Below are 25,619 nucleotides of genomic sequence, written 5' to 3' on the forward strand. Positions count from 1 at the left end.
CACCACAACTGCATGATCAACGCGGTGAGGGAGGGCGGCGGCGGACGTCCTGCGCCGTCGACGGGCCCGGCTCCCAGGCCGAGGTCCAGGCGCCCTCCGCCGGGGGCGGGATCACGCCCTCCTCCAGCGACAGGTACCGGCCCCGCAGCACCCGCTTCGCGGCGGCCACCTCGATCGAGTCGGCGTTGTCCCACAGGTCGCGGAACAGGGCCTCGACGCGCAGGGTCGCCTGACGGCAGAACAGGTCGGCGAGCTCGACGCCCTCCGGCCGCTCGACGCGCTCGGTGCGGGCCTTCACGCACGCGGCCGACATGGCGAACAGCTCCGCGCCGATGTCGACGATCCGCCCGAGGAAGCCCTGCTTGTGCTCCAGCTTGCCCTGCCAGCGGGCCATGCCGTAGAACGTCTCGCGGGCCAGCTTGCGCGAAGCGCGCTCGACGTATCGCAGATGCGCCGCCAGCGGCCCGAATCCGCCGAACCCGCCGGGCAACTGGCCCTTGCCCGCGACCAGGGTCGGCAGCCACCTGGCGTAGAAGCCGCCGGCCTTGCCGGCCGCCTTCGCCTTGCGGCCCAGGTCCGCGTCCGGGTCGATGATGTCGCCGGCGACCGAGAGGTGCGCGTCGACGGCCTCACGGGCGATCGCCAGGTGCATGATCTCCGTCGAGCCCTCGAAGATGCGGTTGATCCGCACGTCGCGCAGGATCTGCTCGGCCGGGATCGGCCGCTCGCCGCGGGCGGCGAGGGAGTCGGCGGTCTCGTAGCCGCGGCCGCCGCGGATCTGCACCAGCTCGTCGGCGATCTTCCAGGCCAGCTCGCTGGCGTAGAGCTTGACCAGGGCCGCCTCGATGCGGATGTCGTTGCGGTCGTCGTCGGCGAGGCGGCAGGACACCTCGAGCATGGCCTCCATGCCGTAGGTCGAGCCGGCGATGAACGCGATCTTCTTCGCGATCGCCTCGTACGCGCCGATCGGCCGACCCATCTGGACCCGCTCGGCGGCCCACTCACGCGCCACGTTGAGGCACCACTTGCCGGCGCCGACGCACATGGCCGGCAGCGACAGCCGGCCGGTGTTCAGCGTGCTCAGCGCGATGCGCAGGCCCTGGCCCTCGCCGCCGATGACGTTCTCGGCCGGCACCCGGACGTCGTGGAAGCGGGTCACGCTGTTCTCCAGGCCGCGCAGGCCCATGAACGCGTTGCGCCGCTCGATCGTCACGCCCGGCGCGTCGGCCTCGACGACGAACGCGGTGATCCCGCCGCGATGCCCCCCGCTCTTGGGCACGAGTGCCATGACCACGTAGAGGGTGGCGAGGGTGCCGTTGGTCGCCCACAACTTCACCCCGTTGAGCAGGTAGTCACCCTCCGGCGTCGGTACGGCCGAGGTCCGCAGGTTGGCCGGGTAGGAGCCGACCTCCGGCTCGGTCAGCAGGAACGCCGACACCTCGCCGGCGGCCAGCTTGGGCAGGAACCGCTGCTTCTGCTCGTCGGTGCCGACAAGTTTGAGCGGCTGCGGCACCCCGATGGACTGGTGCGCCGACAGCAGCGCGCCGATCGCCGGGCTCACGGACCCGGCGAGCATCAGGGCGCGGCAGTAGTCCAGATTGGTGAGGCCGAGCCCGCCGTACTTCTCGTCGATCTTCATGCCGAACGCGCCGAGCTCCCCCAGGGAGCGCAGCACCTCGTCGGGGATGCGGGCGTCGCGCTCGATCTGCTGTCCGTCGACCTCCGCGGACAGGAACGCGTCGAGCTTGGACCGGAACTCCGCACCCTTCGCCAGGCGCTCGGTGTCGAGGGCGGGCAGCGGGTCGATCAGGTCGAGACGGAAGCGCCCGAGGAACAGCTCCTTGCCGAAGCTGGGCTTGCGCCACTCGGACTCGCGGTTGGCCTCGATCACCTTGCGGGCCTCGCGCTCGGTGTGGACTGCGTGGGTCGGAACCTGCGTAGCGTCGGTGGTCGCCATGCCAACCCCCAGGTAGACGGGCTATACGAGCCAGGTTATTACCCGTCGGTAGCCTGCGCTATACATCGAGCCACGATGGCATCGGCCACAGCCTGCGGGGCCTGGTCCGGGATCCAGTGGCTGATCTCCGCAAGCGGCACGAACCGGTAGTCGGCCGCCACGTAGGACGCGCACGCGCGGGCCGCCGTCGAGCCGATCGCCAGGTCGCCGTCGCTCCAGACGTACGTCGTCGGCACCCGCACCGAACCGAGCCCCAGCAGGTCGAGCTTGTTCATCGCGCGGTACCAGTTCAGCGCCGCGGTCAGGGCACCCGGCTCCAGCAGCGGCCCGAGGTAGGTGTCGACACCCTCGCCGGTGAGCCCGGAGCCGGCGAAGAACGCCCGCAGCCGCCGCGCGTCGTCCTCCAGCAGGAGCGTCTCGGCCTTGCCCACCTGCCGGAACAGCTTCATGTAGGCGGACCGCTCGCGCTGGTCCGGATCGGTCGCGTAGGCCCGCGCGAACGCATGCGGATGCGGCACGGACACCGCGGTCAACGTGCGCACGCGGGCGGAATGCCGCAGCGCCACGTGCCAGGCGCAGATGGCGCCCCAGTCGTGCCCCACAAGATGTACCGAACCGAGATCCAGGGCGTCGAGAACGGCCACGACGTCGAGGACGCACTCGGTGATCCGGTAGGCGTCGACCGGCTCCGGCCGGGCGCCGGGCGAGGTGCCCCGCTGGTCGAGGGCGTAGGTGCGCAGGCCGGCCCGGTGCAGCAGCGGCGCGACCGCCGACCACTCACCGCTGTGCTGCGGGAAGCCGTGCAGCAGCAGCACGGGCGGGCCGTCCTCGGGCCCGCCGGGGAACACGTCGAACACGAGCGAGCGCACCGTGATTTTCATGACCCGAGACTACGAGGGTCGGACATTCACTGTTACCGTCAGGAAACAACTTCACATCCGACAGGGGAGCGCACAGCGCTGAGAGTGCGGCGGCCGCCGGGAGCGGCGTCGCAGACCCTCGAACCTGATCTGGGTAATGCCAGCGTAGGGAGCTCGGTCACCTCCAGCCGCCACGTCCGACACCGGGCGTGGCGTCGCGTCTCCTTCTGGTTCACCCGCGAACTGGGAGGCACCGTCCAATGCAGACCCGTTGGCGCACCGTCGACATCGTCGTCGCGTCGATCATCGCCGTGGCGTTCGCCGCCGTGTTCTACGCCTGGAACAACCTGTGGAACGTCCTCGACGGCTGGGCGCTGCCCTGGCGCGCCGTCATCTACGGCATCTGGCTGGTGCCGGGCGTCCTCGGGCCGCTGGTCATCCGCAAGCCCGGTGCCGGCCTCTACACCGAGATGGTCGCGGCCTCGGTCTCCGCGCTGTTCGGCTCCTCGTGGGGCATCATGGTGGTGGTGTCCGGCCTGGTCCAGGGCATCGGCGGCGAGTTCGGCTTCGCGCTGACCGGCTACCGCGGCTACCGCCTCGGCAACGCGCTGCTCGCGGGCGCGCTGGCCGGCGGCGGCGCCGCGCTGTTCGACCTCGCCAACTACTACGGCGACGTGTTCACCGCCACCCAGAAATGGACCTACGCCGGGCTCGTCGTGCTCAGCGGCGCGGTCGTGGCCGGAGCGGGTAGCTGGGCGCTGCAACGATCGCTGTCGAAGACCGGCGTCCTCGACCGGTTCCCGTCGGGCCGCGAGCGGGTGGCCGTCTGAGCACCGTCGAGTTCCGGGACTTCGGCTGGCGGCACGCCGGGCGCAGGGCCTGGGCCGTTCGCCACGTCGACCTGCGGATCGAGCACGGCGAGCGGGTGCTGCTGCTCGGCGCCTCCGGCGCCGGGAAGAGCACTCTGCTCGCCGCGCTGGCCGGCCTGCTCGCCGAGGACTCCGGCGACCAAGAGGGCCGGGTGCTGGTCGACGGCCGCCCGGCGCGGGAGATGCGCGGTGACGTCGGCATCGTGTTCCAGGACCCGCAGACCCAGCTCGTGATGAGCCGGGCCGGCGACGACGTCGCCTTCGGCCTGGAGAACCGCGGTGTGCCGGCCGCGGAGATCTGGCCGCGGGTCGACGCGGCGCTGGCGGCCGTCGGCTTCCCGTACGGCCGGGACCGCGACACGTCGGCGCTCTCCGGCGGCGAGCAGCAGCGGCTCGCGATCGCCGGCGTCCTCGCGCTCCGGCCCGGCCTGCTGCTGCTCGACGAGCCGACCGCCAACCTCGACCCGGACGGCGCGCAGCTCGTGCGGACCGCGCTCGCCAAGGCGCTGCAGGACGTCGACGCCACGCTTGTGCTCGTCGAGCACCGCGTGGACGAGGCCCTCCCGCTGGTCGACCGGACCGTCGTGGTCGGCGACGAGTCCGACGCGGTGTGGGTGCCGGGCGCGTCCCTGCCCGGCCGCAGGGCGACCGCCCCGGCCGGCGACGCGCTGCTCACGACCGAGCGGCTCGCCCTCCCCCACGACGTCCTCGACACGACCGTGCGCGCCGGTCAGGCCCTGGTCGTCGAAGGGCCGAACGGCGCCGGCAAGTCGACCCTGGCCCAGTTGCTCGGCGGCCTCACGAGGCCGAGGTCCGGTCGTGTCGTCGCCAGTCGTACGCTGGCCGGCCCCGACGCCGCCCGACCGCCGCACCGGTGGCGGGCCGCGAAGCTCGCGGGCCGGATCGGCTCGGTGTTCCAGAACCCGGAGCACCAGTTCGTCACCGACACCGTCCGCGGCGAACTGGCCCTGGGCGGCGCCTCGCAGTCCACTGTGGACGAGCTGCTGACCCGGCTGCGGCTCGACCGGCTGGCCCAGGCCAACCCATACACGCTCTCCGGAGGCGAGCAACGCCGGCTCAGCGTCGCGACCGCCCTGGCCGCCGCCCCGGCGCTGCTGATCCTCGACGAGCCGACGTTCGGCCAGGACCTGCGCACCTGGCGCGAGCTGGTCGACCTGCTCGCCGACCTGCGCGACGAGGGCCGCGGCCTGGTCCTGGTCACCCACGACCCGCAGCTCGTCGAGGCGATCGGCGACCGGCGGCTGGTACTGCGGAGATGACCACCTGGCTCGCCGAGCGGGACGCGACCGCGAAGCTGCTCGCCGCGACGCTGCTGACCGCGGCCGTGCTGACCACGGTCGACCCGCTCGTCACCGCGGTCGCGATCGCGGCCGAGCTCGCGCTGCTGCCGTTCACCGGCGTGCCCGCCGGGGTGCTGTGGCGCCGCGGCTGGCCGATCCTGGCCTCGGCCGCGGGCATCTTCCTGTTCACGGTGCTGCTCGGCGCGCAGGACAGCCCGGTGCTCGCCCACGTCGCCGGGCTCGACGTCCGGGAGAACGCGGCCGGCTACGCGCTGCGGCTCGTCGCCGTCGGCCTCCCCGGGTTCATCGTGTTCGCGACGATCGACCCCACCGACCTCGCCGACTCCCTCATCGCCCACCTGAGGGTGTCGCCCCGGTTCGCCATCGGCGCGCTCGCCGCGTTTCGGCTGGTGCCGCTGCTCGCCGACGAGTACCGCCTGCTCGGCCTCGCCCGCAGGGCGCGCGGCATCGACGCGGGCTGGCATCCCGTACGACGGCTGCGGTTGTTCTTCTCCACCCTGTTCGGACTGCTCGTGACGGCGATCCGGCGCGGGATCCGGCTGGCGACGGCGATGGAGGCGCGCGGCTTCGACCGGGACACCCCGCGCACGACCGCCCGGCCGACGCGTTTCGGCCGGCCGGACGCATTGGTGGTGATCACCGGCGGGATCCTTGCCGCCGTCGTGATCATGCTGAAGTTCGCGCACACATAGACAGGCGGCCACCTGTTGTCCGATCCCCCGACCCGGCCTCCTGCCACTACAACCACCGACAGCGTCGATCTTGCAGTTGTGGTGCCTGACAAACCCGGGCATCGCGGGAGTGTCATGGCACCACAACTGCAAGATCGACGCGTAGAGGAGGGAGGAGGAGGCGTTGCTCAGGTTGTCAGGGTTGGGATCACCGGGTTGGGGATGGCGCCTCCGAAGCGGCGGTCGCGCTTGGCGAACACCTCGCAGGCATACCACAGGTGGCGGCGGTCGAAGTCGGGCCACAACGTGTCCACCGACACGAACTCGGCGTAGGCCGCCTGCCAGATCATGAAGTTTGACGTCCGCATCTCGCCGGAGCTGCGGATCATCAGGTCGACGTCCGGCAGGTCGGGCTCGTCGAGGTACCGCGCGAAGGTCTTCTCCGAGATCCGATCCGCCTTCAGCCTGCCGGCCGCGACGTCCTCGGCGATGCGGGCCGCCGCGTCCGCGATCTCGGCCCGACCACCGTAGTTCACGCACATCGTGAACGTGAGCTTGTCGTTGTGGCGGGTGAGCTGCTCCGCGTATTCGAGCTCGCTGATGACCGAACGCCACAGCCTGGGGCGGCGGCCCGCCCAGCGGACACGGATCCCCATCTCGTGGAACTCGTCGCGGCGCCGGTGGATGACCTCGCGGTTGAAGTTCATCAGGAAGCGGACCTCGTCGGGCGAGCGCTTCCAGTTCTCGGTCGAGAACGCGTAGGCGCTGATGTACTTCACGCCGAGCTCCAGCGCCCCCTCGATCACGTCGAACAGGGCCGCCTCGCCGGCGGTGTGCCCGGCGGTGCGGGGCAGGCCACGCTGCTTCGCCCAGCGGCCGTTGCCGTCCATGATGATCGCCACGTGCTGCGGCACGGCCTCCTTGGGCAGCGCGGGCGGGCGCGCGCCGGTCGGGTGCGGCGACGGTGGACGGAAGTCCCTGGCTCTGCTCACGAAGCGTTGTCCTTTCCGTGGTGACGATCCGCGCCGCGTTCACCGCTGAGGTCACGCGCCGCAGGCGTCGACCGGTCACAGTCGTCGCTGAGGTCACGCGCCGCAGGCGTCGACCGGTCACAGTCGTCGCTGAGGTCACGCGCCGCAGGCGTCGACCGGTCACAGTCGTCGCTGAGGTCACGCGCCGCAGGCGTCGACCGGTCACAGTCGTCGCTGAGGTCACGCGCCGCAGGCGTCGACCGGTCACAGTCGTCGCTGAGGTCACGCGCCGCGGGCGTCGACCGGCTTCGGTGATCTCTGTCGACCAGCGGAAGCGAGCGTAGCGCGCGCTCCAGATGCCACTGGAGGTGCGCGGCGACGAGCCCGCTGGCCTCGCGCCGGAAGACGCCCTCGCTCGCGTCGGCGGTCGCCCAGTCACCGTCCGCGAGCGCCGCCATGAGGTCGATCGTCGCAGGCGCGGGGTGGCCGGCGCCGGGTGGGCGGCAGTCGGGACAGACGGCGCCCCCGGCCGGCACCGAGAAGCCACGGTGCGGTCCTGCCGTGCCGCACACCGCGCACTCGCGCAGCGCCGGGGCCCACCCGGCGACGCTCATCGCGCGCAGCAGGTAGGCGTCGAGGACGAGGCTGCTGGCGTGGTCGCCGAGGGCCAGGGCGCGTATCGCCCCGAGCGTCAGCAGGTACAACCGCAGCGACGGCTCCTGCTCGATCGGCGTGAGGCGCTCGGCCGTCTCGGCGATGGCGCTGGCGACCGTGTATCTCGGGTAGTCGTCCAGGAACCAGCGGCCGAACAGGTCGACGCCCTCGACCTGGCTGATGACGTCGAGCGTGCGCCCCTCCAGCAGTTGTACGTCGACGTGCCCGAACGGCTCCAGCCGGCCGCCGAACTTCGACGTGGTGCGGCGCACCCCCTTGGCGACGGCCCGGATGCGCCCGTGCCGCCGGGTGAACAGGGTCACGATGCGATCCGACTCGCCGAGCTTCTGCAGGCGCAGCACCACCGCGTCGTCCCGATAGAGCTTGCCCCGGAAGCTCATCAGAATCCCAGGCGACGCAACTGCTTGGGGTCGCGCTGCCAGTCCTTCGCGACCCGCACGTGCAGGTCGAGGTAGACGCGGGCGCCGAGGAGATCCTCGATCTCGCGCCGCGCGCGGATGCCGACGTCCTTGAGGCGGCTCGCGCGGTGCCCGATGACGATCGCCTTCTGGCTGGACCGCTCGACGTAGATGTCGGCGAAGACCTTCGTCGCGGCGCCGTCCTCGCCCGGGATGACCTCCTCGACCAGCACCGCGATCGAGTGCGGCAGCTCGTCGCGCACGCCTTCGAGGGCCGCCTCGCGGATGAGCTCGGCCATCAGCACGTGCTCGGGCTCATCGGTGATCATGCCCTCGGGATACAGTTGCGGCGAGCTCGGCAGGTGGCCGATCATCACGTCGACGAGCGTCTCGACCTGCTCACCCGAGACGGCGCTGACCGGCACGATGTCGACGAAGTCGCCGAGGTCCTGCACGGCGAGCAACCGCTCGGCAAGGTGCCTCTTGTCGACCAGGTCGGTCTTGGTGACCACGGCGATCAGCTTCGCCTTGAGCGCGGCGATCTCGCTGCTGATGAACCGGTCGCCGGGGCCGATCGCCTCGTCGGCCGGCAGGCACAGCCCGATGACGTCCGTCTCGCTCCAGGTGGCCCGGACCAGGTCGTTGAGCCGCTCGCCGAGCAGCGTGCGCGGCCGGTGCAGTCCGGGGGTGTCGACCAGCACGAGCTGTGCGTCGGGCCGGTGGACGACGCCACGCACGGTGTGCCGGGTGGTCTGCGGCTTCGCCGACGTGATCGCGATCTTCTGCCCGACGATCGCGTTGGTGAGCGTCGACTTGCCGGCGTTGGGACGTCCCACGAAGCAGGCGAAGCCCGCGTGGTAGTCCCCGGAGGTGTGCTGCACGATGGTTCAGCGTACTCAGACTTCCATCTGCAATTGGCGGGGGCGTTGCGCAGGTGTCGTGACGGTCGCTCCCGGGCGGGCCACCTGGAGCTCGACGGTGCCTTCCACGAGCCCTCGGCCGGCGGAGCGGAGCACGATCCGGCCGGGCATGAGGCGCGCGAGTGAGGTCGGCACGGCGCTGCGCTGCTCGGTGGCGAGCACGAGGTGGACACCGACCGCCTTGCCGTCCGCCGCCACCCTCGTGAGGGTCTCGTTGAGCAGCACATCGTGGCCGTCGACGAGCACCAGCACGCGGGCGCCGTGGTGCTCGGCGAGCGCGGCCCGCTCCATGACGAGGTTCTCGATGGTGCGCAGCAGCTCCAGGGCGGCGGCGCCGCTGACCCGGTAGACACGCACGGCGGTGCCGTCGTAGCGGCGGGCGAAGGCGGCCGCGATCGTGTCGAGCAGCGTGGTCTTCCCCGCGCCGGCCGGGCCGTAGATCAACAGGTGGCCGAGCTCGTCGAGGTCGAGCTGCCAGACCTGGCGGGCCTGCGAGTTCGGCAGGTCGACCATGCCGATCGGCGCCGCGAACGCCGGGCCGTCGGGGAAGTCCAGCTCGTCGAGCGTGTACGTGGCGGCGAGCGGTGGCTGCCAGGCCCGCGGCTGGTCCGGCACACGGGCCTCCCGGTGCGCGGCGCCGATCGCCTCGACCAGGCGCCGCAGGTCGGTCCGGTCGCCGTCCTCGGTCACCGGGCCGGCGGCGTCGGCGTCGAGGCCGGACTCGAAACGGACCTCGGTGATCGTCGTCGGCAGGGTGCGCCGGCTGTTCGGCGAGCGGGCGCCGCCGTAGGCGACCTGCACCGGCTCCGGCTCACCCGCGCCGACGCGCACGAACGCCCGGCCGGGCAGCAGCGGAGACAGGTGGGCGGCGTCCGGCCGTTCGAGCACTTCGAGGCTGTCGACCTCCTCCTCGACCCGCAGTGCGATCCGCAGCGACGCCTCGGCGCGCAGGTCGTCGTCGACCACACCGTGCGGCGCCGCCGTGGCGAGCAGGAGGTGTACGCCCGAAGTCCGCCCTCTGCGGGCCACCTCGCGCAGGCCGGTCACGAACTCGGCCGCCACGGTGGCGAACTCGGCGACCACGATGAGCAGGTTGGCCGGGGCGGCCGCCGGGTGCTTGCGCTCCATCTCGGTGATGTCCTTGACGCCGTGGCGGCGCAGGATCGCCTCCCGGCGGCGGACCTCGGCGTTGAGCGAGATCAGGACCCGGCGGGCCTGGTGCTGGTCGTCGTCGGCGAGGAGCCCGACCGTGTGCGGCAGCGCGACGCACTCGGCGAACGTGTCCGTGGGGATTCCGTCCGCCAGTTCGTCCACGAGCACGAAGGTGAGCCGGTTCGCCGGGTAGGTCGCGGCGAGCGCGGCGAGGTACGACCGCAGCAGCCAGGAGCGGCCCGAGCCGGCGACCCCGGTGACGAGGCCGTGCGGGCCGTCGCGGCGCAGGTCGACGGTGACCGGCCCGGTGCCGCCGAGACCGATGGGCGCGCCCAGGCCGCGGTCGCGGGTCGCCGGCACCCACCGCTTGACGATCGCGCTCGGGGTGACCTCCCCGAGGTTCAGCACCTCGACGAGCGGCGCGATACGCGGCGCCGCGCCGCCGCCCGCGTCCCGGGTGGCGGCGAGGGCCCGGGCGACCCGGTCGGCGACGGCCAGGCTCAGCCCGTCGGCCTGCTGCTTGACCACCCCGGCGGGGAGGTCCTCGGCCCGCTCGGCGCCCACCAGCAGGCTGATGCCACCCCGTGGGCCCTCTTCGACCAGCCGGGCCAGCGCGTCGGGCCGTACCAGATCCGGATCCGGAAGCACGACCACCACGTGCGGTGTGAACGCCTCCGCGATCGCGTGCCGTCCCCGCCGGCGCTGGCGCAGGAGCGCCTCCACCAGCGCGAGGATGCGGTCTCGGTCGTCCTCGTCGGCGGCGACGGTCCGCGCGCCGGGCGCGATCGCGGCGGTCAGCGTGCGGGTGTGCGGCAGCCAGCCGGTCCAGGCCCACCGCGCCACGTCGCCGGGGTGGCACAGGACGACCAGCCCCAGGTCGTTGGGGCGGACGAGGGTGGCCAACTGGACTACCCACGAGCGCAGCACCGCCTCGCGGGTGTCGCCCACGGCACCGAGCGCGCCGAGCGCGCGCAGGTCCACCTCGACCGGCACGTCGAGGTCGACGGCGTGCCGCTCACGCAGGGCGGTGATCCGGTCGGTGTGCGCGGGGTCGAAGTCGCCGGTCGTCGCCGCCTGCTCGAACCGCAGCCGGCTCGGCTGGTCCGCGGTGCCGCCGCGCAGCACGAGGAAGTCCCGGTCGTCGGAGCGGCGGATGGGCTGCTCCCGGCGCTCGGCGGCCCGCGCCAGATGCGCCAGGCTCGGCACCTCGGCCCGCCGGCCGCGCATGACGGACCGGTGTTTGACGGCCGCGTCGACCTCGGCCCGGTCCATGGCCGCGGCGAACTCGGCGGCCGGATCGGCCGGGTTCCGCCGGAACCGGCGCTTCTTGAGCGGTTGCGGTACCGCGGGAAGCCACACGGCCGGCGGCGGCCCCTTGGGCGCGGGCTGCTCCGCCGGCACCTCCTCGACGGTGATCAGGGTGGCGCCGAGGCGCAGTAGCTGGCCGTTCGTCAGGGTGACCGTGCCCTGGAGCGGCTCCCCGTCCAGCTTCGTGCCGACCGGCGAGCGCAGGTCGGTCGCGGCCACCTCGTGGCTGCCGATGCCGAGATGCAGGTGCCGCCGGCCCGCGGTCGGGTCGTTGAGCACCAGGTCACCGGCGGGATCGGTGCCGATGACGAACTCGCCCTGCCGCAGCGGGAGCCAGGTGCCGGCGTCCGGGCCGGCGACGACGAGCAGCTCGAACCGGTGGTCCCCGTCGTCCTTCGGCAGCGGCGGCTGCTCGGGCGGGCCGAGCAGGAGGACGTCGCCGCAGCGCAGGCCCTGCTCGCTGACGGGCTTGGCCGGGTCGAGCCGCTTGCCGGTGCGCTCCAGCCAGGCCCAGGTGGTCTGCTGGGGGCGGTCGGCCGGGTCGAGGGTGGCGAGGTACGCGGTGATCAGCTCGGTGACACTGCCGCCGGGGTCGGCCCGCAGGCGGACCGTCCGGTCCATGGTCGCCGTCGAATCCCGGCGCGCCACCCGCACGTCGATCAGCAGGTCCATGGACCGGCACCTTCCTTCCCGCGCAGCGTTGCCCGTCGTCGGTCTCCAGAAAGCCTGGTGGCGGGGCGGACGCACTGCAGGGCTCCGCCCTCGACAGTAAGCGCCGCGACGCCGAGTGGATCGCATCGACGCGCGCCAGGATTTCGCGCTATACGCTCCTAAAACGGGTGTAATGCCACGCGGGTTACCCTCGCTGGCCACGGCAGTCCGCTTCCGTCGTTCTTGAGCGGCGCTAGTCGGTCACCGTGGCGAAGACGGTCGCGTCCGGGGCGGCCAGGTGAATCGGGGCCGACGGGGACACCGCGCGGACGGCGGACCGGCCCGCGGTGTCCAGCGCGGAGGCCTCCGTCACGACGGCGGCCGCCTCCAGCTTCGTCGCGCCCGACGACACGGCCGACGCCACGGCGAGCTGCAGCGCCGTCAGCGACAGCGACGGCAGCGTCACCGACGCCGCGTTGTACGTCCGGCCGTCGCCGTCGCGAACGGCCGCGCCCTCGGCGGCGCCGATCCTCGCGCGGGCCGCGCGCGCGAGCGTGACCAGCTTGGCGTCCTCGGCGGAAAGCTCAGGCATCGGCGTGTTGCCTCTCGGTCTCGGGAGTCGCCTGCTCCTCGTCCTCGGGCTCGGCCCGGCGGACGAGGAGGGTGTCGATGCGGTTGCGCCGGCCGGCCGTGCCCTCGGCGACGAGGACCAGGCCGCCGACGACTGCGGTCGCGCCGGGGATCGGCACGCGGCCGAGGGCCTGCGCCAGCAGGCCCGCCACCGTCTCGACCTCGTCGGCGGGCAGTTCGACGCCGAACAGCTCGCCGAGGTCCTCGATCGGCAGGCGGCTGGTGACCCGGACCGCGCCGTCGGGCAGTTCCTCGACCGGTGGGCGCTCCGCCACGTCGTACTCGTCGGTTATCTCGCCGACGATCTCTTCGAGGATGTCCTCGATCGTGACGAGGCCGGCCGTTCCGCCGTACTCGTCGATGATGATCGCCATGTGGGTGCGCGCCGCCTGCATCTCGCGGAGCAGGTCGTCGACCGGCTTGGACTCCGGCACGAACGTGGCGTCGCGCATCACCTGGGCGACGGGCATCTCGGTCGCGCCCTTGTCGTCGCCGGCGGTGCGGCGGACGAGATCCTTGAGATAGACGATGCCGAGGACGTCGTCGACGTTCTCCCCGACGACCGGGATGCGGGAGAAGCCGCTGCGCATCGCGAGCATCATCGCCTGGCGGACGGTCTTGTGCGCCTCGATCCAGACCATCTCGGTGCGCGGGACCATGACCTCGCGGGCGATGGTCGTGCCCAGCGCGAAGACCGAGTGGATCATCTCGCGCTCGCCGTGCTCCACCACGCCGCGCTGCTCGGCCAGGTCGACGAGCTCACGCAGCTCGATCGTGGTCGCGAAGGGGCCTTCGCGGTACCCCTTGCCGGGCGTGACGGCGTTACCGATGAGGATCAGCAGGCGGGCGAGCGGCCCGAGCGCCGTGCCGAGCCAGCGCACGAGGGGCGCGGCGATCCGGGCCACGCTGTACGCGTGCTGGCGGCCCATCGTGCGCGGGGCGACCCCGACCACGACGAAGCTGACGACGGTCATCGAGCCGGCCGTGATCAGCGCCGCCAGCCAGTCGCGGTCTCCCCCGACCGCTGCCGCGGTGACCAGCGCGACGAGTGTCGTCGCGGTCAGCTCGCAGAGCAGTCGCAGGAGCAGGAGCAGGTTGATGTACCGAGCCGGGTCGGCCGCGACGACCTGCAGCGCCCGGGCGCCGGGGCGGCCCTCGCGGGCGAGCTCGTGCGCACGGGCCGGCGACACCACGTTGAGGGCGGCGTCGGTCATCGCGAACAGACCCGCGAGCACGACCAGCCCGGCGGCCGTGGTCAGCAGGGTGGCGTCGTTCAACGGGTCACGACTTTCGCCAGCTCTCGAGCAGGCGCGCCTGGAGGCCGAACATCTCGGCCTCCTCCTCCGGCTCCGCGTGGTCGTAGCCGAGCAGGTGGAGCGTGCCGTGCACGGTGAGCAGCGCCAGCTCGTCGATCGTCGCGTGCCCGGCGGCGGCGGCCTGCTTGGCGGCCACCTCCGGGCACAGCACGATGTCGCCGAGCAGGGCCGGCTCGCCGCCGCCCTCCCCGGGGCCGTGGTCGACACTGCCCTCGTCCATCGGAAACGCCAGGACGTCGGTCGGGCCCTCGCCGTCCATCCACCGGTGGTTGAGCTCGGTCATGTACTCCACGTCGACGAGCAGGATCGACAGCTCGGCGAGCGGGTTGACCCCCATCTCGTCGAGAGCGTGCCGCGCCACTGCGAGAATGGTGTCGGAGTTGACGTCGACGCCGGACTCGTTGGCGATCTCGATGGACAACAGGGCTCCTGACTGGGTCAGCGTCGTCGCCCGTGCCGGCCGCCTTGTGCGGCGCGGTCCGGGACGGCGCGCACCGGCTGCTCTGCCTCCTGCGCTTCGTCCCACCGGGCATAGGCGTCGACGATCTCACTCACCAGCCGGTGGCGCACGACGTCGGCGCTGCCGAGCTGGGCGAAGTGCACGTCCTCGACGCCGTCGAGGATCTCACGGACCACACGCAGACCGCTGCGCGTCCCCCCGGGAAGGTCGATCTGCGTCACGTCCCCGGTGACGACGACCTTCGAGCCGAAGCCCAGCCGGGTCAGGAACATCTTCATCTGCTCGGGCGTGGTGTTCTGCGCCTCGTCCAGGATGATGAAGGCGTCGTTGAGGGTGCGGCCACGCATGTAGGCCAGCGGCGCGACCTCGATCGTCCCGGCGGCCATCAGCTTCGGGATGGACTCCGGATCGAGCATGTCGTGCAGCGCGTCGTAGAGCGGGCGCAGATACGGGTCGATCTTGTCGTAGAGCGTGCCGGGCAGGAAGCCCAGCCGCTCGCCGGCCTCGACCGCCGGCCGGGTCAGGATGATCCGGTTGACCTGCTTGGCCTGGAGCGCCTGGACGGCCTTCGCCATGGCGAGGTACGTCTTGCCGGTGCCGGCCGGCCCGATGCCGAACACGACGGTGTGCTGGTCGATCGAGTCGACGTAGCGCTTCTGGCCCAGCGTCTTCGGCCGGATCGTGCGGCCCCGCCGGGAGAGGATGTTGAGCGTCAGCACCTCGGCCGGGCGCTCGGTGGTGTTCTGCTCGAGCATGCCGACCGCGCGCCGGACGGTGTCCGGTGTGAGGGCCTCACCCTTGCGCACCAGCTCGATCAGCTCGCTGAAGATGCGTTCGGCCAGCGCATTGTCCGCGGCCGCGCCGGTGATGGTGATCTCGTTTCCCCGAACGTGCACGTCGCTCTGCACGGACCGCTCGACGAGCTTGAGAATCTCGTCTCCGGCGCCGAGCAGTCTGACCATCGTGTGCGGGTCGGGAACCGTGATCTTGCTGATGGCCCGCACGGGCTGCTCCGACGACGCTGCCGGCGTGGGGGTTGGGGTCTCGGTCATACCTTGGCCGCGTTGGGCCTCAAGCACCTGCTTCCGGGCTCGCTCCTGTCCTGGCCTCTCATGGTATCGGCTGACCGCCCGGACGGCCGTTCCCATTTCTCCCCCGAACCGGTTCAGTCGAACATGTCAACCCCCGGGGAATCCCGTCGAACGTCCGCGGCGTGCCGTCGGGGGCTGGTAAGGAGGCAGATGACCGATTTTCAGGGAGGTCCCCGCAATGGTCGTACGCAGCGGATACATCGACGGTGAGCCGTGCTGGGCCGACGTGGTCGCGCCCGACGTGCCGGCGGCGCGGCACTTCTACGCGGCGCTGTTCGGCTGGACGTACGTCGATACGGGGGCCGACTTCGGCAACTACGTCATGTGCTGCAAGAACGACCGGATCGTCGCCGGGATGAGCCCGCCGATGCCGGGCTCCGAGCCGCTACCGGCGGCCTGGAGCCTGTACCTCGCGTCGCACGACCTGGCGGACACCGCCCGCCGGATCGACGAGCACGGCGGCAAACTGCTCGTCGCGCCCATGGAGATCCCGCACAACGGCCGGATGCTGTTCGCCACGGACCCGTCGGGCGCGGCGTTCGGCGCGTGGGAGCCCGGCCGGCACACCGGCTCGCAACTGTTCGACGAGAACGGCGCCCTGTGCTGGGCGGAGGTGAACACCCGGGAACCGACCGTGACGGACTTCTTCTACCACGGCCTGTTCGGCTATCGGCAGACCCGCGTCAACGGCGGCGGCGAGCAGTTCGACTACGCCGCGTGGAGCCTCGGTGACGCCGACCCGGTCGCGGGCCGGCTGACGATGACCGAGGCGTGGGAGGGCGTGCCGCCGCACTGGATGGTCTACTTCGCCACCGACGACACCGACCGGGCGGTGGCCCGGATCGCCGCGGCCGGCGGCGAGGTGCAGCACGGCCCGTTCGACTCGCCGCACGGTCGCATCGCCGTGGTAGTAGACCCAAACGGCGCCGTATTCACCCTGATCAGCCGCTAGCCCCCCACCCCCTTTTCTCCGCGTCGATCTTGCACTTATGGTGCCGGGACACTCCCTGAATGCCCGGTTTGTGGGGCACCACAACTGCAAGATCGACGCGGGAAGGAGGGGGTGGGCGTCGGGGGGACGGATTAGAAGGCGTGGCCGTCGAAGGCCTCCTGGCTTCTCGTGAAGCGGTAGGTCGCCCAGTGCATGCGCACGACACGGGCCTCGTCGTCGCGGGTCAGGCGGAGCAGCTCGCCGGCCTCGCGCCCGGACACCGTCCGGAACACGTCGGGCTCACCCTCGACCGGCGCGAACACCGCCGGCGGCCGCTTGCCGGGCTGGTCCACGCTCCGCGCGTGCGGCGCCCCGTCGCGCCAGGTGAAGACGTACTCGAAGCCCTCACCCCACCAGCGGCCGAGCATCGAGCGGTACCGCTCGGGCACCTGCGGGCCGGGTGTCCACGGCGTGATGTCGGCCGGGTCGTGCTCGACGACGGCGGCCAGCAACCGGTGCGGGAGTTCGATGATCGCGCCGGCGGTACCTGACGAGCCGAGCGACGCCACCGCGAGCGCACCCGGAGTGCCGCCGCCGACCCTTCCGTAGACGCCCGCCAGGAAGCCCGGCATGGCACCGTCGTGGCCGACGTGCAGGACCCGCTCGCCGCCCGGCTGCGGCTGGAGGACCAGCCCGAGGCCGTACCCGCGCGCCCACAGCACGTCTTCGGTCACGACCTGCGGGGTGCGCATCTCCTCCACGGTCGGCGCGGCCAGCACCGAGCCGGCCGGGTCCATCTCCCGCGGATCGGCCAGGAACGCGGCCCAGCGCGCCATGTCGGCCGCGGTGCTCCACAACTGGGCGGCCGGTCCGATCGCGCCGAAGTCGTCCGGCTGCTCCGGGTGCGCGTAGTCGGACCAGGCGTCGACCATGTACCCGACCAGGGGCCGCCGCGGGGTGACCGTCGTGTCGTGCAGGCCGAGCGGCTCGAGAATGCGGTCGCGCAGCACCTCCTCCCAGGTGCCGCCGCGCAGCCGGCCGACGACGTGGCCGAGCAGCGCGAACGCCAGGTTGGAGTAGTGGAAGCGCAGCCCGGGCCGCAGCACCCGCTCCGCGCGGTCGAGCTGAGCGAGCAGCGTCTCGACGTCGACGGCGGTGATGCTGTCCCACAGGTCGCCGTACGGCTCGCGCTGGAGCCCCGACAGGTGCGAGAGCATTCGCCCGATGGTCAGCTCACCGTGGGCCTTGACCGGCAGGTGCCTGGCGAGCTGGTCGTCGAGGTCGAGCAGCCCGTCGTCGCGGCACTGCATGACGAGCGCCGCGGTGAACGTCTTCGTGACGGACCCGATCCGTAGCTGGCTGTCGGCGCCGACGTCCGCGCCGGCCTGGAACGTCCACAGAGGACGATCGGCCCGGTGCACCGCGACGCTGAGGGCCGGCACCCGGGCGTCCGCCTGCACCTGGCGGACCATCCGCTCGTACCGCTGTGCCGGCTTCATGCCGTAACACCCCGGCGGGATGCCCACCTCCGCCGCGCTCCGGCGGTCATGCCGCGACCATCGGGCCGAGCGGCCTGCCGCCGAGGATGTGCGCGTGGACGTGGAAGACCTCCTGGCCACCGTGCTCACCGACGTTGAAGAGCACACGGTAGCCCCGCTCCGGCAGGCCCTCGGCCTCGGCCACGACCGCGCAGGTCCGCAGCACCTCCGCGGCGAGAGCCGGGTCGGCGGTCGCGAGCTCGGCGACGTCGCGGTGGTGCGCCTTGGGGATCACCAGGATGTGGACCGGGGCCTTGGGTCCGATGTCACGGAACGCGAGCGTCCGGTCGGTCTCGTGGACCACCGTCGCCGGGATCTCGCCCGCGACGATGCGGCAGAACAGGCAGTCATTCGTCACGTTCGCATCTTAGGTTCCCCGCGCGCTGATCATGGACGATAGGCTGCGCGGCATGGCCGGACGCAGAGTGTTGGTGACGGGCGCTTCACGCGGTATCGGCAGGGCCATCGCCCGAGCGTTCGCCGCACAGGGCGACCGGGTCGCGCTGCACCACCGCAAGTCGGCCGGGCTCGCCGAGCAGGTGCGCGCCTCCCTGCCGGGCGAGGGGCACGTCGTCGTCTCCGGCGACCTGGCCGACCCGCTTGCGGTCAGCGCCTTCGTCGACGGCGCGGCGCTGGCACTGGGCGGCCTGGACGTGGTCGTGAACAACGCCGCGATCGCCGTCGAGCACCCGATCCTCGAACAGGACTACGCGCAGTGGCAGGCGGCCTGGCAGGAGACGCTGGCCGCGAACCTCCTCGGCCCGGCGAACGTGTGCTGGTGCGCGGCCCGGCACCTGGGCCCCGGCGGCCGGATCGTCAACGTCTCGTCGCGGGGCGCGTTCCGCGGGGAGCCGCGCTACCCGGCGTACGGCGCGGCGAAGGCCGGGCTGAACTCGCTGACCCAGTCCCTGGCCCTGGCGCTCGGCCCGCACGGGATCGCGGTCTCGGCGGTGGCCCCGGGCTTCGTCGCCACCGACATGGGTCAGGCGATCATGGATGCCGGCGACGGTGCCGCGATCCGGGCACAGAGCCCGTTCAACCGGGTGGCCCGCCCGGAGGAGGTCGCCGACGCGGTCCTGTTCCTGGCGTCGTCGGAGTGGTCGTCGGGCACGGTGCTGGACCTCAACGGCGCGAGCCACTTCCGCTGACCGGACACCCGCGCGGTCGACCCGGCAGCTCACCGCTACCAGCGGCCCAGCCGGACGGACAGCGCCGACAGGGCCGCCGCGCCGGCCGTCGACGTGCGCAGCACCTCGCGGCCGAGGCGGACCGGGGTGGCGTCGGCGAAGGACGCCAGCTCTTCGGGGGCGACGCCGCCCTCCGGCCCGACGACCAGCGTGATCTCGCCGGAGGAGGGGAGGTCGACGGCCGACAGCGGTACCGTCGCCTCCTCGTGCAACACGAGCACCGTCCCGGACAGGGACAGTTGCCTGGTCGTCCGGGCCTCGGTGACCTCCGGCAGCCATGGGCGGCGGGACTGCTTCACCGCCTCGCGGACCGTGGACCGCCAGCGTTCGAGCGGCCTGGCGTCCTTCCAGCGGGCGATCGACCGCGCCGCCTGCCACGGCACGATCCGGTCCACGCCGACCTCGGTCAGCAGTTGTACGGCCAGCTCGCCCCGCTCCCCCTTCGCGATCCCCTGCACGACGGTGATCGAGGGGTCGGCGGCCGGCACGTGCTCGACGTCACCGAGGGAGAGCTCGAGGGCGCCCTTGCGCGCGGCGGTCACCGCGGCCCGGACCAGGCCGCCCCGCCCGTCGGACAGGAGCAGCGCCTCACCCGCGGTGAGACGCTGCACGTCGGCCGCGTGGTGCCCCTCCGGCCCGTCGAGCCGGAAGTCCGGTCCCGCCGGCAGCGACGGGACCAGAAAGAGCGGCAGGCTCACGCCGCCTCCGCTGCGCTCCGGCCGCGCGAAGACCACACCGAACCCATGGTCACGCGTGCCCGTTGAAGGCGTCGCGCATCCGGGAGAAGAAGCCGCCCTGCTTGGACAGCTCGGCGACCTCCTCGCCGCGGGACCGGGCGAACTCGCGCAGCAGGCGCTCCTGCTCCGGCTCGAGGCGCGTGGGGGTGCGGACGTCGAGGTGCACGTAGAGGTCGCCGCGGCCGGTGCCGCGCAGGTGCGGCACCCCCTTGCCGCGGATGCGCAGCGTCGACGACGGCTGGGTGCCAGCCTTGACCTCGACGGTCTCCTCGCCGTCGAGGGTCTTGATGGTCAGCCGCGTGCCGAGGGCCGCGGCCGTCATCGGGACCGTGACCCGGCAGTGCAGGTCGTCGTCCTTGCGGGAATACACGTCGTGGGGACGCTCGTGAATCTCGACGTAGAGGTCGCCGGGCGGGCCGCCGCCGGGGCCGACCTCACCCTGCTGGGCCAGCCGGATCCGCATGCCGTCCTCGACCCCGGAGGGAATCTTCACGGTGAGCGTGCGGCGCGTGCGGACCCGTCCGTCGCCGCCGCAGGTCCCGCACGGGTGCGGGATGACCGTGCCGAAGCCCTGGCAGGCCGAGCACGGCCGGGCCGACACGACCTGGCCGAGGAACGTGCGCTGCACCGACTGGACCTCACCCCGGCCGCCGCAGATCTCACAGGTCTGCGGGTGGGTGCCGGGTGCGGTGCCGGCGCCGGAGCAGGTGCCGCAGACGACCGCGGTGTCGACCGTGATCGGCGCCTCGACGCCGAACGCCGTCTCGTGCAGGTCGAGATCGAGCCGCAGGATCGCGTCGGCGCCGGGCCGGGTGCGCGGGCGCGGCCCGCGACTCGACGTCGTGCCGAAGAAGGCGTCCATGATGTCCTGGAAACCGACGAACGCGCCGCCGGCCGGTCCGCCGCCACCACCGGCGGGCGCCAGCGGATCGCCACCCAGGTCGACCATCTCCCGCTTGCGCGGGTCGGACAGCACCTCGTAGGCGGCGTTGATCTCCTTGAACTTCTCCTGCGCCACGGGATCGGGGTTGACGTCCGGGTGGAATTCGCGGGCCAACCGACGGTAGGCCCGCTTGATCTCATCGGCTGTGGAGTCCCGTTTGACGCCGAGGATCCCGTAATAGTCCTTCGCCACTGAGTCCTATGCCCCTGACTCGTCCATGAGTTTCAACTTTGCGCCAGCAGATCGCCCACGTAGCGTGCCACGGCGCGCACGGTCGCGATGTTGCCGGGGTAGTCCATGCGGGTCGGCCCCAGCACGCCCATGCCGCCCACGACCATCGCGCCCGGCCCGTAGCCCGTCGCCACGATCGAGGTGCCACGCAGGTCCTCGATTTCGTTCTCGTCGCCGATCCGGACCCGGGTCATGCTCGGCTCCACCTCACCGAAGAGCTTGAGCAGGATGACCTCTTCCTCGAGCGCCTCGAGGATCGGCCGGAGCGAGCCCTGGAAGTCGAGCAGGCCGCCGCGGGCGAGGTTGGCCGTGCCGGCGAGCGCGATGCGCTCCTCCGACCGCTCGACCAGCGTCTCCAGCAGCACCGTCGACAGTGCGGTCATCGGCGGACGCAGGTTCGACGAGCACTCCTCGACGAGCCCCTGCACCAGCGGCGGGGTGTCGACCAGCCGCTTGCCGACGAGCTTGTCGTTGATCATGCGGCGTAGCTCGGTGACGTCGTCCGCCAGGATCGGACCGGGCAGGTCGACGAGGCGCTGCTCCACCCGGCCCGTCTCGGCGATCATCACGACCATGAGCCGGGTGGTGGAGATCGGCACGAGCTCGAAGTGCCGGACGCTCGCACGGGACAGGCTCGGATACTGCACCACGGCGACCTGCCGGGTCAGTTGCGCGAGCAGACGGACGGTGCGGTGGACCACGTCGTCCAGATCGACCGCGCCGATCAGGAAGCGCTCGATGGCCCGCCGCTCCGCCTGGCTGAGCGGCTTGACCCGGGACAGCTTGTCGACGAACAGCCGATATCCGGCGTCGGTGGGCACCCGGCCGGCACTGGTATGCGGCTGACGGATATACCCCTCCTCCTCCAGCACGGCCATGTCGTTGCGGACCGTCGCCGGTGAGACCCGCAGGTTGTGCCGCTCGACCAGCGCCTTGCTGCCGACCGGCTCCTGGGTGGCGACGTAGTCCTCGACGATCGCGCGCAGCACCTCCAGCTTGCGCTCGTCAAGGGCCATGACACCTCCTCGAAGACTGGCACTCCCGCGTAGTGAGTGCCAGTCTACGTCGCCGCGGCGACCCACGCGATGATCGTTATGTGCACAATGAGCCGCTTGGGGCATGGTCTGGGGGAAGTTTGTCGACAACAAGTCATGCCGTGTCGCTGGCGTGACTTGATCTGGCCACCTACCGTGACCCCCATGAGTGAACCACCTCGCCCGGGGGACTACGGCTCTCCGTCGGACCCCAACTCCACGCCTCCCTCGTACTCGGTGCCGGGCGAGGCTCCCGGAACCGCGTACCCGCCGCCCACCTCGGGTGCCGGCTACGGCCCGCCGCCCACCTCCGGCGCGGGCTACCAGCAGCCGGGCAACACCTACGGCGCGGGTTACCAGCCGGGCACCTACGGCGCGCCCGGTGGCGCGCCGGTCGGCTACGCCAACAGCGACGAGAAGACCTGGGCGCTCATCGCACACTTCGGCGGCATCCTGGTCGGCTTCATCGCCCCGCTCGTCGCGCTGCTCGTGAAGGGCAACGAGTCGCCCACGGTGAAGGCGCACGCCAACGAGTCCCTGAATTTCCAGCTCACCTGGGGCGTCGGAGCCATGATCATCTCCGTGGTCCTCGGGGTCTGCTCGTTCGGCATCCTGATCTTCCTGCCGTTCCTCGTGTGGATCTTCATCCTCGTCTTCGCGATCATCGCCGGCATGAAGGCCAACAACGGCGAGCTGTACCGCTACCCCGCCACCTTCCGTTTCCTCAAGTAACCCGTCGACCGTGGCGCGCACCCTACGTGAGGGTGCGCGCCACGAGGTCGGCCAGCAGCCGGCCCCGCAGCGTCAGCACCGCCCGGCCCGCCTCGAAGGCGGCGGCGTCGAGCTGACCGTCCGCCAGGCAGTCCCGCGCACCGGCCAGCCCCTCCGGGGAGAGCACCGGCAGCGGCAGCCCGTCCGAGAGCCTGATCCGCAGCAGCACGTCCTCCATGTGACGTTCGTCCGGCGTCAGTACCTCACGTGCCTGCCCCGGCGACACCCCGTCCGCGAGCCGCGCCGCATACGTGTGCGGGTGCTTCACGTTCCACCAGCGCACACCGCCGACGTGGCTGTGCGCGCCGGGCCCGAGCCCCCACCAGTCGCCGCCCCGCCAGTACAGCTCGTTGTGCCGGCAGGGCGACTCCCGCGACCAGTTGGACACCTCGTACCAGCCGAAACCGGCGGCCGTGAGCGTCTCCTCCGCCGCCAGGTATCGATCGGCGGCCACGTCGTCGTCGGGATAGGGCAGCTCACCGCGGCGCATCCGGGCGGCCATGCGGGTGCCGTCCTCGACGATGAGCGCATATGCGCTGACATGGTCCACGCCGGCGTCGATCGCCGTGCGCAGCGAGGACGCGAAGTCCTCGGCGCGCTCCCCGGGTGCGCCGTAGATGAGATCGAGATTCACGCGGGAGAATCCGGCGGCGTGCGCCTCGGCGACCGCGGCCGCCGGCCGGCCCGGCGTGTGGCGCCGGTCCAGGACGGCGAGCACCTGCGGCGCGACCGACTGCATGCCGAGCGAGATCCGGTTGAACCCGGCCGCCCGCAGCTCGCGCAGCGCCGCGCGGTCGACCGACTCGGGATTGGCCTCGGTGGTGACCTCGGCGCCGGCCGCGAGGCCCCAGGTGCGGTCGACGCCCTCGAGGATGCGGCCCAGCTCGGCCGGCGGCAGCAGCGTGGGCGTGCCGCCGCCGAAGAACACCGTGTCGACGCACGGCGGCCGGACCACCTTGGCCGCCAGGGCCAGCTCGTCGAGGACCTGCTCGACGTAGCCGGTGCTCACCACGCCCTCGCCCGCCGTGTAGGTGTTGAAGTCGCAGTAGCCGCAGCGCGTGGCGCAGAACGGCACGTGGACGTAGACGCCGAAGCCGCTCGCGCCGGCGGCGTCGGCGACACCGTCGGGCAACGAACCGTCGGGTGGGATCGGCTCGCCTTCTGGCAGTGCTCCAGGCATTTCACTAGTGTGCCCGCATGTCTCTCGTGCGGGCACAAACCGAGCGGGGCGTGGCGACGCTCACCCTCGACAGCCCGTCCAACCGAAACGCACTGTCGACGGCCCTGATCGAGGAGCTGCTCGCGGCGCTCGCGGCCGCGGAGGCCGACGACACCGTGCGGGTCGTCGTGCTCTCCCACACCGGCCCCGTCTTCTGCTCCGGCGCCGACCTCAAGGAGACGGCGGCCGCCTTCGGCACCGGAAAGCCGCCGATCAACCGGCTCGGCGAGGTCCTGACGGCCATCTGGGAGGGTCACAAGCCGGTGGTCGCCCGGGTGGCCGGCCCGGCGCGCGCCGGCGGCCTGGGTCTCATCGCGGCCGCGGACCTGGCGGTCTGCACCCTGGACGCCACGTTCGCGTTCTCGGAGGTCCGCATCGGCGTCATCCCCGCGGTGATCTCCGCCACAGTTCTGCCCCGGCTGTCGCCGCGGGCGGCCACCGAGCTGTTCCTCACCGGGGACACCTTCGACGGCGCGCGCGCGGCCGAGGTGGGCCTGGTGACCGCCGCGGTGGACGTGGCCTCGCTCGACGCGGCGGTCGCCGGCTACGTCGCGGCGCTGATCCGCGGAGCGCCCGGCGCGCTCGCGGGCACCAGACAGCTCCTGCGCCGACGGAAATCGGACACGTTCCGTGACGACGTGGCGGAGCTGACCGAACTGTCCGTCCGATACTTCGGATCGGACGAAGGGGTGGAGGGAATCCTCGCTTTTCGGGAGAAACGTGACCCGAATTGGATCCCGGACGGGGCGTGACGTCCGAATCTGGTAGCAGCGGGAACGTACGCTGGTCGAGTTCTCTTGACGGGAGGTGACGATGCGTGTCCGGTGGGCGGTCACGGTGACGGCGGTGATCGCCGTCGCCATGGTCATCGGCGCCTATGTCGTCCTGCGGCACTTCGGCGAAAAGCTGCCGTTGCGCCTCCCGGTGGGCAGGGCGTGTGTGGTCAACGCCGGCAACGCCTCGGTCAACGCCGCCTCCGACTCGGCCGCGAGTTCCGGCGCGGTGACGCTGGACGCCGAGCAGATCGCCAACGCCGCGACGATCACCGCCGTGGGCATCACACGCAAGATCCCGCACCGCGGGCTGGTCGTCGCGCTGGCCACCGCTTGGCAGGAGTCCAAGCTGGAGAACCTGTCCGGCGGCGACCGCGACTCCATCGGTCTCTTCCAGCAGCGCCCCAGCCAGGGCTGGGGCAAGCCGGAGCAGATCGCCGACCCGCGCTATGCGGCGAACGCCTTCTACACCGGCCTGCTCAAGGTCAAGGGCTGGGAGCAGATGCGGGTCACCGACGCCGCCCAGGCCGTGCAGCGCAGCGCCCACCCGGAGGCCTACGAGAAGTGGGTCGACGAGTCGGAGATCATGGTGCGCGCGCTGACCGGCGAGGTCACCGGCGCGGTGGCGTGCAGCGTCACCGAGGACGGCAGCCACGGCCCCGAGGCCGCCAGGGCACTCGGCGCGAGCCTGAAGCTCGACTGGGGCAACATCGGCACCGCCGACGCCGCCGACCTCGTCGGCGTGGCGCTGAAGGTCCGCGAGCCGAAGACCGGCTGGCAATATGCGCACTGGCTGGTCGCTCACGCGCAGGAGCACGGCGTCAAGCGGGTCGTCTTCAACGGCATGCAGTGGACGGCAGACAGCGGCGAGTGGGCGCGAGTCACGGAGCGTGGCGGCGTCAATGCCGGTCCGGCCGGCGAGCGGGTCGTCGCCGAGGTCTACTGACAGGCCTTGACGTTCCGCGCGACCAGCGGGTTGTCGCCCGTTCGCACATTGTCAGGAG

Annotated in this window: 23 protein-coding genes, 1 pseudogene and 1 riboswitch; of the genes and pseudogenes, 8 read left to right on the plus strand and 16 right to left on the minus strand. The window is 72.0% G+C overall.

Annotated features, from left to right (window positions below; translation table 11 throughout):
• Positions 1–16: 16 nt before the first annotated feature.
• Together Drose_RS31385 and Drose_RS31390 are read right to left on the minus strand one after the other, a co-directional pair.
• Positions 17–1,957: an acyl-CoA dehydrogenase family protein gene (locus tag Drose_RS31385; protein WP_260724882.1), complete on the minus strand. Its 1,941-nt coding sequence runs from the start codon at positions 1,955–1,957 to the stop codon at positions 17–19.
• 38 nt (positions 1,958–1,995) lie between these two features.
• Entirely contained in the window at positions 1,996–2,838 is an 843-nt protein-coding gene (locus Drose_RS31390) for an alpha/beta fold hydrolase (protein ID WP_260724883.1), read from the minus strand.
• A gap of 52 nt (positions 2,839–2,890) precedes the next feature.
• Positions 2,891–3,007: riboswitch (TPP riboswitch) on the plus strand.
• Positions 3,008–3,077: 70 nt separating this feature from the next.
• Between Drose_RS31390 and Drose_RS31395 the strand changes: the two genes are divergently transcribed.
• From Drose_RS31395 to Drose_RS31405, 3 genes are read left to right on the plus strand one after another with little or no spacing between them, the layout of a single operon-like run.
• Positions 3,078–3,647, plus strand: a complete 570-nt coding sequence (locus tag Drose_RS31395) for an ECF transporter S component (protein ID WP_260724884.1) — start codon at positions 3,078–3,080, stop codon at positions 3,645–3,647.
• Positions 3,644–4,966: an ABC transporter ATP-binding protein gene (locus Drose_RS31400; protein ID WP_260729882.1), complete on the plus strand. Its 1,323-nt coding sequence runs from the start codon at positions 3,644–3,646 to the stop codon at positions 4,964–4,966. The genes Drose_RS31395 and Drose_RS31400 overlap by 4 nt, the downstream gene beginning before the upstream one ends.
• Positions 4,963–5,700, plus strand: a complete 738-nt coding sequence (locus tag Drose_RS31405; protein ID WP_260724885.1) for an energy-coupling factor transporter transmembrane component T family protein — start codon at positions 4,963–4,965, stop codon at positions 5,698–5,700. Before Drose_RS31400 ends, Drose_RS31405 begins: the two co-directional genes overlap by 4 nt.
• Before the next feature lie 167 nt (positions 5,701–5,867).
• Here the strand turns inward: Drose_RS31405 and Drose_RS31410 are convergent, their stop codons facing one another.
• The 8 genes and pseudogenes from Drose_RS31410 to Drose_RS31445 all read right to left on the minus strand — a co-directional run bounded on the left by Drose_RS31410 (position 5,868) and on the right by Drose_RS31445 (position 15,212).
• Positions 5,868–6,671, minus strand: coding sequence for an isoprenyl transferase (locus tag Drose_RS31410; protein WP_260724886.1), 804 nt, complete (start codon positions 6,669–6,671; stop codon positions 5,868–5,870).
• 296 nt (positions 6,672–6,967) lie between these two features.
• Positions 6,968–7,705, minus strand: a pseudogene (recO, locus tag Drose_RS31415) (DNA repair protein RecO); the annotation flags it as partial.
• Positions 7,705–8,604, minus strand: a complete 900-nt coding sequence (era, locus tag Drose_RS31420) for a GTPase Era (RefSeq protein ID WP_260724887.1) — start codon at positions 8,602–8,604, stop codon at positions 7,705–7,707. The pseudogene recO and the gene era, both read right to left, overlap by 1 nt.
• Before the next feature lie 15 nt (positions 8,605–8,619).
• The gene (locus Drose_RS31425) at positions 8,620–11,775 is read right to left on the minus strand and encodes an FtsK/SpoIIIE domain-containing protein (RefSeq protein WP_260724888.1); all 3,156 of its coding nucleotides are present in this window, start codon (positions 11,773–11,775) and stop codon (positions 8,620–8,622) included.
• Positions 11,776–12,007: 232 nt separating this feature from the next.
• Entirely contained in the window at positions 12,008–12,346 is a 339-nt protein-coding gene (locus Drose_RS31430) for a cytidine/deoxycytidylate deaminase family protein (RefSeq protein WP_259859199.1), read from the minus strand.
• Positions 12,339–13,661 (minus strand): hemolysin family protein, encoded by a 1,323-nt coding sequence (locus Drose_RS31435; protein WP_260724889.1) that lies wholly within the window; start codon positions 13,659–13,661, stop codon positions 12,339–12,341. The genes Drose_RS31430 and Drose_RS31435 overlap by 8 nt, the downstream gene beginning before the upstream one ends.
• Before the next feature lie 4 nt (positions 13,662–13,665).
• Entirely contained in the window at positions 13,666–14,121 is a 456-nt protein-coding gene (ybeY, locus tag Drose_RS31440) for an rRNA maturation RNase YbeY (protein WP_260724890.1), read from the minus strand.
• A 17-nt stretch (positions 14,122–14,138) separates the two neighbouring features.
• Positions 14,139–15,212 carry a PhoH family protein gene (locus Drose_RS31445; protein ID WP_260724891.1) on the minus strand — a complete coding sequence of 358 codons (1,074 nt, stop codon included), beginning with the start codon at positions 15,210–15,212 and terminating at the stop codon, positions 14,139–14,141.
• Positions 15,213–15,429: 217 nt separating this feature from the next.
• Between Drose_RS31445 and Drose_RS31450 the strand changes: the two genes are divergently transcribed.
• Positions 15,430–16,203: a VOC family protein gene (locus tag Drose_RS31450; RefSeq protein WP_260724892.1), complete on the plus strand. Its 774-nt coding sequence runs from the start codon at positions 15,430–15,432 to the stop codon at positions 16,201–16,203.
• Between the two features lie 131 nt (positions 16,204–16,334).
• On the opposite strand, the gene Drose_RS31455 is transcribed toward Drose_RS31450, so the two are convergent.
• Both Drose_RS31455 and Drose_RS31460 read right to left on the minus strand, forming a co-directional pair.
• The gene (locus Drose_RS31455; RefSeq protein ID WP_260724893.1) at positions 16,335–17,681 is read right to left on the minus strand and encodes a serine hydrolase domain-containing protein; all 1,347 of its coding nucleotides are present in this window, start codon (positions 17,679–17,681) and stop codon (positions 16,335–16,337) included.
• A 46-nt stretch (positions 17,682–17,727) separates the two neighbouring features.
• The gene (locus Drose_RS31460) at positions 17,728–18,078 is read right to left on the minus strand and encodes a histidine triad nucleotide-binding protein (RefSeq protein WP_260724894.1); all 351 of its coding nucleotides are present in this window, start codon (positions 18,076–18,078) and stop codon (positions 17,728–17,730) included.
• 52 nt (positions 18,079–18,130) lie between these two features.
• Here Drose_RS31460 and Drose_RS31465 point away from each other — a divergent pair, with 52 nt between their 5' ends.
• Complete coding sequence (locus Drose_RS31465; protein ID WP_260724895.1) at positions 18,131–18,868, plus strand: SDR family NAD(P)-dependent oxidoreductase; 738 nt, start codon at positions 18,131–18,133, stop codon at positions 18,866–18,868.
• A gap of 35 nt (positions 18,869–18,903) precedes the next feature.
• Here Drose_RS31465 and Drose_RS31470 read toward each other — a convergent pair whose 3' ends face one another.
• From Drose_RS31470 to hrcA, 3 genes are read right to left on the minus strand one after another with little or no spacing between them, the layout of a single operon-like run.
• Positions 18,904–19,605, minus strand: coding sequence for a 16S rRNA (uracil(1498)-N(3))-methyltransferase (locus Drose_RS31470; protein ID WP_260724896.1), 702 nt, complete (start codon positions 19,603–19,605; stop codon positions 18,904–18,906).
• Between the two features lie 49 nt (positions 19,606–19,654).
• Positions 19,655–20,779 carry a molecular chaperone DnaJ gene (dnaJ, locus tag Drose_RS31475; protein ID WP_260724897.1) on the minus strand — a complete coding sequence of 375 codons (1,125 nt, stop codon included), beginning with the start codon at positions 20,777–20,779 and terminating at the stop codon, positions 19,655–19,657.
• Positions 20,780–20,811: 32 nt separating this feature from the next.
• The gene (hrcA, locus tag Drose_RS31480; protein WP_260724898.1) at positions 20,812–21,834 is read right to left on the minus strand and encodes a heat-inducible transcriptional repressor HrcA; all 1,023 of its coding nucleotides are present in this window, start codon (positions 21,832–21,834) and stop codon (positions 20,812–20,814) included.
• Between the two features lie 183 nt (positions 21,835–22,017).
• Here hrcA and Drose_RS31485 point away from each other — a divergent pair, with 183 nt between their 5' ends.
• Positions 22,018–22,584, plus strand: coding sequence for a DUF4870 domain-containing protein (locus tag Drose_RS31485; protein WP_260724899.1), 567 nt, complete (start codon positions 22,018–22,020; stop codon positions 22,582–22,584).
• A 22-nt stretch (positions 22,585–22,606) separates the two neighbouring features.
• Here the strand turns inward: Drose_RS31485 and hemW are convergent, their stop codons facing one another.
• A complete protein-coding gene (gene hemW, locus Drose_RS31490) occupies positions 22,607–23,803 on the minus strand; it encodes a radical SAM family heme chaperone HemW (protein WP_260724900.1) in 1,197 nt (398 codons plus the stop codon).
• A 17-nt stretch (positions 23,804–23,820) separates the two neighbouring features.
• Here hemW and Drose_RS31495 point away from each other — a divergent pair, with 17 nt between their 5' ends.
• Together Drose_RS31495 and Drose_RS31500 are read left to right on the plus strand one after the other, a co-directional pair.
• Positions 23,821–24,594: an enoyl-CoA hydratase-related protein gene (locus Drose_RS31495; protein ID WP_260724901.1), complete on the plus strand. Its 774-nt coding sequence runs from the start codon at positions 23,821–23,823 to the stop codon at positions 24,592–24,594.
• A gap of 55 nt (positions 24,595–24,649) precedes the next feature.
• Complete coding sequence (locus tag Drose_RS31500) at positions 24,650–25,561, plus strand: hypothetical protein (RefSeq protein ID WP_390891258.1); 912 nt, start codon at positions 24,650–24,652, stop codon at positions 25,559–25,561.
• Positions 25,562–25,619: the final 58 nt, after the last annotated feature.

This window comes from Dactylosporangium roseum (assembly GCF_025264685.1).
In the GTDB taxonomy this organism is placed as follows: Bacteria; Actinomycetota; Actinomycetes; order Mycobacteriales; family Micromonosporaceae; genus Dactylosporangium; species Dactylosporangium roseum.

What these genes read in the sequence shown, in the direction of transcription:
- Drose_RS31390 (WP_260724883.1), bottom strand. Translation starts at nt 2,838, where the DNA reads ATGAAAATCACGGTGCGCTCGCTCGTGTTCGACGTGTTCCCCGGCGGG.
- Drose_RS31425 (WP_260724888.1), bottom strand. Translation starts at nt 11,775, where the DNA reads ATGGACCTGCTGATCGACGTGCGGGTGGCGCGCCGGGATTCGACGGCG.
- Drose_RS31385 (WP_260724882.1), bottom strand. Translation starts at nt 1,957, where the DNA reads ATGGCGACCACCGACGCTACGCAGGTTCCGACCCACGCAGTCCACACC.
- Drose_RS31495 (WP_260724901.1), top strand. Translation starts at nt 23,821, where the DNA reads ATGTCTCTCGTGCGGGCACAAACCGAGCGGGGCGTGGCGACGCTCACC.
- Drose_RS31455 (WP_260724893.1), bottom strand. Translation starts at nt 17,681, where the DNA reads ATGAAGCCGGCACAGCGGTACGAGCGGATGGTCCGCCAGGTGCAGGCG.
- hrcA (WP_260724898.1), bottom strand. Translation starts at nt 21,834, where the DNA reads ATGGCCCTTGACGAGCGCAAGCTGGAGGTGCTGCGCGCGATCGTCGAG.
- Drose_RS31405 (WP_260724885.1), top strand. Translation starts at nt 4,963, where the DNA reads ATGACCACCTGGCTCGCCGAGCGGGACGCGACCGCGAAGCTGCTCGCC.
- Drose_RS31450 (WP_260724892.1), top strand. Translation starts at nt 15,430, where the DNA reads ATGGTCGTACGCAGCGGATACATCGACGGTGAGCCGTGCTGGGCCGAC.
- Drose_RS31485 (WP_260724899.1), top strand. Translation starts at nt 22,018, where the DNA reads ATGAGTGAACCACCTCGCCCGGGGGACTACGGCTCTCCGTCGGACCCC.
- Drose_RS31430 (WP_259859199.1), bottom strand. Translation starts at nt 12,346, where the DNA reads ATGCCTGAGCTTTCCGCCGAGGACGCCAAGCTGGTCACGCTCGCGCGC.
- hemW (WP_260724900.1), bottom strand. Translation starts at nt 23,803, where the DNA reads ATGCCTGGAGCACTGCCAGAAGGCGAGCCGATCCCACCCGACGGTTCG.
- Drose_RS31445 (WP_260724891.1), bottom strand. Translation starts at nt 15,212, where the DNA reads ATGACCGAGACCCCAACCCCCACGCCGGCAGCGTCGTCGGAGCAGCCC.
- Drose_RS31395 (WP_260724884.1), top strand. Translation starts at nt 3,078, where the DNA reads ATGCAGACCCGTTGGCGCACCGTCGACATCGTCGTCGCGTCGATCATC.
- Drose_RS31465 (WP_260724895.1), top strand. Translation starts at nt 18,131, where the DNA reads ATGGCCGGACGCAGAGTGTTGGTGACGGGCGCTTCACGCGGTATCGGC.